Raw genomic sequence first — 1847 nt, forward strand, 5'->3', positions numbered from 1 at the left:
CCTGTACGACGCGGTGTTGCTGGATCGGGATGGCACGTTGATCGAGGATGTGCCGTACAACGGTGATCCGGAGAAGGTGCGGCCGGTGCCGGGTGCGCGGGTGGCGTTGGATCGGTTGCGGGCTGCTGGGTTGCGGCTGGCGGTGGTGACGAATCAGTCGGGTCTGGCGCGGGGCTTTTTCAGTGAGGGACAGATGCGGGCGGTGCACGCCCGTGTTGAGGAGTTGCTGGGTCGCTTCGATGCGTGGTTGATCTGTCCGCACGATGACGCCGATGGGTGTGGTTGTCGTAAGCCGGCTCCTGGGTTGGTGCATGCGGCTGCTGAGGCGTTGGGTACGAGTGCGTCGCGGTGTGTGGTGGTGGGTGACATTGGTCGGGATGTGGGCGCGGCGTTGGCGGCGGGGGCGGCGGGGGTGTTGGTGCCGACGCCGGTGACCCGGCCGGAGGAGGTCGCCGCCGCGGGGTGGGTGGCTGCGGATCTGCCGGCGGCGGTGGGGGAGATTCTGCGTCGGCAGCGGGCTGTGCAGGCTGTGCGGCCGGCTGGGGTGGGTGCGCGGGTGGGTACGGCGTTGGTGGTGCGGTCGGATTCGGCCGGGGATGTGTTGGTGACCGGGCCGGCGATCCGTGCGGTGGCGGCTGGTGCGCGGCGGGTGGTGTTGGTGTGTGGGCCGCGGGGGCGTGCTGCGGCGGGTCTGTTGCCGGGTGTCGATGAGGTGATTGAGCATCCGTTGCCGTGGATTGATCCGGCGCCGGGTCCGGTGGACCCGGAGGCGATGCGGGTTCTGATCGCGCGGCTGGCGGCGGTGGGGGCGGATGAGGCGGTGGTGTTCACGTCGTTTCATCAGTCGGCGCTGCCGGTGGCGTTGTTGCTGCGGATGGCGGGTGTCGGTCGGATCGCCGCGATCAGCGATGACTATCCGGGCTCGCTGCTGGACGTTCGTCACCGGGTGCCGGTGGGTGTTCCGGAACCCGAACGTGCGCTCTCCCTCGCCGCCGCCGCCGGTCACCGACTGCCCGCCGACGACGAACCGCGCCTGCGTATCCGCCCTGAGCTGTGCCGACCCCCGGAAGCGGTCGAGCCCGGCTATGTCGTCGTGCACCCGGGTGCCTCGGTGCCGAGCCGGGCTGCTCCCCCGGACCGGTACGCCGAGATGGTGGCGGCGCTGACCGCCGCCGGGCACCGCGTGCTGGTCACCGGCGGATCGGCCGAGCGGAACCTGACCGCCCGGGTGGCCGCGGCCGGCGGCACCGACCTGGGCGGTCGCACCGACCTGGCCGGCCTGGCCCGGCTGCTGGCCGGGGCCCGCTGCCTGGTCGTCGGCAACACCGGCCCGGCCCACCTCGCGGCGGCGGTCGGCACCCCGGTGGTGAGTCTCTTCGCACCGACCGTCCCGTTCGGACAGTGGGGCCCCTACCGGGTGCCCACCGTCCGGCTCGGTGACGCCGGAGCGGCGTGCCGGGACACCCGAGCGGGCATCTGCCCCGTCCCCGGGCACCCCTGCCTCGGTGGCGTCGACCCGGTCGACGTGGTCGAGGCGGTGCTCCGGCTGGCGCCCCCGGCCCCGGGTTAAGGCCCGCCGTCATCGTCCGCCGACCAACCGCCAGTTCCGCAACGTCCGCGACAGGAGAGGCATGAACGTCCTGCTCTGGCATGTGCACGGCTCCTGGACCACGTCGTTCGTGCACGGCAACCACCGCTACCTCATCCCCACCACACCCGACCGCGGCCCCTACGGCCTCGGCCGCGCCCGCACCTACCCCTGGCCCGACACCGCCATCGAAGTCACCCCCGACGACCTACCCCACACCGACATCGACCTCGTCATCCTGCAACGCCCCGAAGAAATC

Annotated in this window: 1 protein-coding gene and 1 pseudogene; both read left to right on the top strand. The window is 72.2% G+C overall.

Annotated features, from left to right (window positions below):
• Position 1 precedes the first annotated feature (1 nt).
• Positions 2-1570 carry an HAD-IIIA family hydrolase gene (locus tag M8C17_RS31715; protein WP_252420475.1) on the top strand — a complete coding sequence of 523 codons (1569 nt, stop codon included), beginning with the start codon at positions 2-4 and terminating at the stop codon, positions 1568-1570.
• Positions 1571-1631: 61 nt separating this feature from the next.
• Positions 1632-1847, top strand: a pseudogene (locus tag M8C17_RS31720) (glycosyltransferase family 1 protein); the annotation flags it as partial.

The organism is Micromonospora sp. RHAY321 (assembly GCF_023896955.1).
Taxonomy (GTDB): domain Bacteria; phylum Actinomycetota; class Actinomycetes; order Mycobacteriales; family Micromonosporaceae; genus Micromonospora.